Source organism: Vibrio sp. 9-16B-A1, assembly GCF_056726165.1.
The window spans coordinates 1-2,890 of record NZ_JBSDZD010000035.1; the positions used below are offsets into that span (position 1 = coordinate 1).

Consider the following 2,890-nt stretch of genomic DNA (forward strand, 5'->3'; position numbering starts at 1 on the left):
ATTAGCCCATTCCACCACATAATGATTTCGGCCAGTAGCGCCATGAGCAACAAGATGTCGATGCGCTTGGTGCATCGGGTTCGATTGTGCCTCAGTGCTAACCCATAAGCAGGACTTTTGAGATCCCGAAAGGATTCTTCTATCTGCATTCGCTTTGAGTAGAGTTGAGTTATCTGAATCCCATTCATGATGTTATTGGGCAAACTCGTAACAAGTAACCACGGTTCTTTTGCACCTTTGAGGAATACTTTTCCAGCCGAGTGCTTTTGACAAGTTCTGCTGTGACGATGTGCCTTTCTGCCTTTGGGTTGACCCTTATACAAGTAAGCAGAACACTTTAGAGGGGAGCGTTTCGCTAGTTCACATTCACCAAGAAAACGCGGTTTATCAGTGGCTTCTGGATAGAAGGTTTTGTTCGAGCACCAAGCTTGGTTAGGAAGTTTGATAGAGACTTCGCCACGAACACGGCCAAGCCAGAACCACCCTTTACTTTCTACTTGTCGAAACCAGGTATTTCGAAAGCCAGCATCGGAAACAATGATTGGAACACATCCGTCAGGGAGTATGGTTTGCAGTTTGTTCAAGAAGAGTTGGTGACTGTTGGGTGAGTTGTACTGTTTATATTCGAAAGCTTGCTCGTATAGCGTCACCGCTCGTCCCTTAACAGCAATCGACGCACGTAAGGTCATGTACCGTAGTTGCTCTCGAACATCAGACCAATCGACAAGAACAACAGGAAAGGGGTTAGCGTGGGTAATAAGTGAAGCATGCCATTTATAGATGGCGTCTTTTTCTCGGTGAAGGTTGTGGTTTCCGAGGAGTCTGTCGATGCGTTTAATTGAATGCTTTACCGTGGTATTTGCTTCAAGTGAACGACCAATTTTGGTCAGGGTCAACTCAGCGCCGTCGAGAACGGATTTGGTAGCAAGTATCAGAGAATTAAGTCGTTTTTTGTGAATGTTGGGACACTGTTGAGCCAGTGTTTGCTGTAGAATCTGGATATCGCACATCGCTAAGAATCTCTTTCTTATCTATCTGTGAAGGTGTGTTTTTGGCGAAATTCATTAGATCAGATAGGGCGATGTGCGTCTACTCATTGTTTTGAAAGGAAATTATGAGGGGATTCGTAAGAACAAAGCGTTATGTAGCGGGTTGGATTTATCACATAAAAAGGAAAAATATGGTTGTACTTAGGGAAATGCGTCAAGAAGAGTACCCGGCTTATTGTCAGTATTTTATCGATGATTACAGTCGGGAAATCGCTAAGAATTATGGACATACTCTCGAAGTAGCAACAGAGTTAGCAACGAAAGAGCTGCATCGTTGTTTCCCCAATGGACTCGGCGGAGATGTGCACTCCTTGCTATGTATTGATACTGAAATTGAAGGGCAGTTACATCTTATTGGTTATCTTTGGCACTCAGTAAACGCTTCAGATCGATCTACCTTCATCTACGACTTTTTTGTATCCAGCGAGTACCGAGGATTGGGCTATGGAACTCAAGCAATTTCTGAGTTGGAAAAACAGTTACAGTTAGTCGGTATCAAGCAAATCAAATTAAGGGTGGCTTATCACAACGAACGAGCGCTTAAGTTGTACAAGGAAGTTGGCTTTGTCATTACAGGCTTTAATATGGCCAAGCAAATAGGTGAGCAATAGGCACTACATAACACATATGAGCCTTCTGTAACCCTCCCTGTTTTAGTGGCATTCTAAATTAGAGGTTTTCCTGTTTTCATGCCTTGCTAAATACTCCCAGGGAGTCAGATCATTCAGTGATTCATGAGGGCGTTCATCGTTGTACTCCCTCATCCAGTTTTCCGTCAGTTCCCGGACTTCACTCAGTGTTTTGAACACATACATGTCCAGAACTTCTGTCCGGTACGTCCGGTTAAAACGCTCGATATACGAGTTTTCTGTGGGCTTTCCTGGCCGAATGAACTCAAGTTCCACCTTGTTTTTTTCTGCCCATTCAGCCAAAGCGGTTGAGATAAACTCTGGCCCATTGTCCATTCGCAGTTTTCCGGGATAGCCTCTCCAGGCAATGATACGTTCGAGAACCCGTATCACCCGTGGAGCGGGCAGATTCAGGTCCACTTCAATCGCGAGTACTTCACGGTTGAAGTCATCCACGACATTGAATGTGCGAAAGCGTCTGCCACAGTTCAGTGAGTCACTCATAAAGTCGATAGACCAACAGCTGTTGACCCAGTCCGGGCATATCAGGGGCGCGGGCTCGCGCTTGGGTAAGCGTTTTTTGCCCTTGCGGCGCATGTTCAGTTTCAGAGAACAGTAAACACGATGAACCCGTTTATGGTTCCATGCATGCCCCCAACGCCTGAGCACGGCAAATACCTTGCCAAATCCGTATGCAGGATACCGCTCAGTTACTTCCTGAAGTTTGGCTATCACCTCATCATCCCGGTGAGGATCTGGCCGGTAGCGATATACCGAATCACTGATGCCAACTGCGCGGCAGGCCATTCTCAGGCTGGTTTGGAACTGTTTGCGAACATAATCGACCAGTTCCCGTTTAACCGCTGGCTTTAGAGCTTTTTTTCCAGAATGTCTTTGACAATGCGATGCTCAAGGCTGAGATCAGCAAACATCTGTTTGAGCCTTCGATTCTCATCTTCAAGCTCTTTCAGGCGTTTCACATCCGATGCTTCCATACCACCATACTTGGATTTCCAGTTGTAGTAAGTCGCATCAGAGATGCCATATTCACGGCAAACTTCATTGACCTTTCGGCCTGCTTCCACTTCCTTGAGGATCCTGACGATTTGTGTCTCTGTGTAGCGTGATTTCTTCATCATGCGTTCTCCGTTTGTTTCAGTGTAAACGGAAAAGCTCTAATTACTAGTGACCAGTTTTTTGGGGAGGGTTACA

The 2,890-nt window shown here is 45.6% G+C and carries 3 protein-coding genes; 1 reads left to right on the forward strand and 2 read right to left on the reverse strand.

From position 1 onward, the window contains the following. Positions 1-1,010 (reverse strand): IS4 family transposase (locus ACVB80_RS24240; protein WP_481080767.1); only part of this gene is annotated, 1,010 nt, incomplete at its 3' end. A 170-nt stretch (positions 1,011-1,180) separates the two neighbouring features. On the opposite strand from ACVB80_RS24240, the gene ACVB80_RS24245 reads away from it, so the two are divergent. Beyond that, positions 1,181-1,660 (forward strand): GNAT family N-acetyltransferase, encoded by a 480-nt coding sequence (locus tag ACVB80_RS24245; RefSeq protein WP_481083829.1) that lies wholly within the window; start codon positions 1,181-1,183, stop codon positions 1,658-1,660. 42 nt (positions 1,661-1,702) lie between these two features. Here ACVB80_RS24245 and ACVB80_RS24250 read toward each other — a convergent pair. Further along, positions 1,703-2,814 (reverse strand): IS3 family transposase gene (locus tag ACVB80_RS24250; RefSeq protein WP_481081072.1). Its coding sequence is split into 2 segments (ribosomal slippage): positions 1,703-2,562 and positions 2,562-2,814, totalling 1,113 coding nucleotides; the frame shifts between segments, so codons are not numbered across the junction. Positions 2,815-2,890: the final 76 nt, after the last annotated feature.

What these genes read in the sequence shown, in the direction of transcription:
- ACVB80_RS24245 (WP_481083829.1), top strand. Translation starts at nt 1,181, where the DNA reads ATGGTTGTACTTAGGGAAATGCGTCAAGAAGAGTACCCGGCTTATTGT.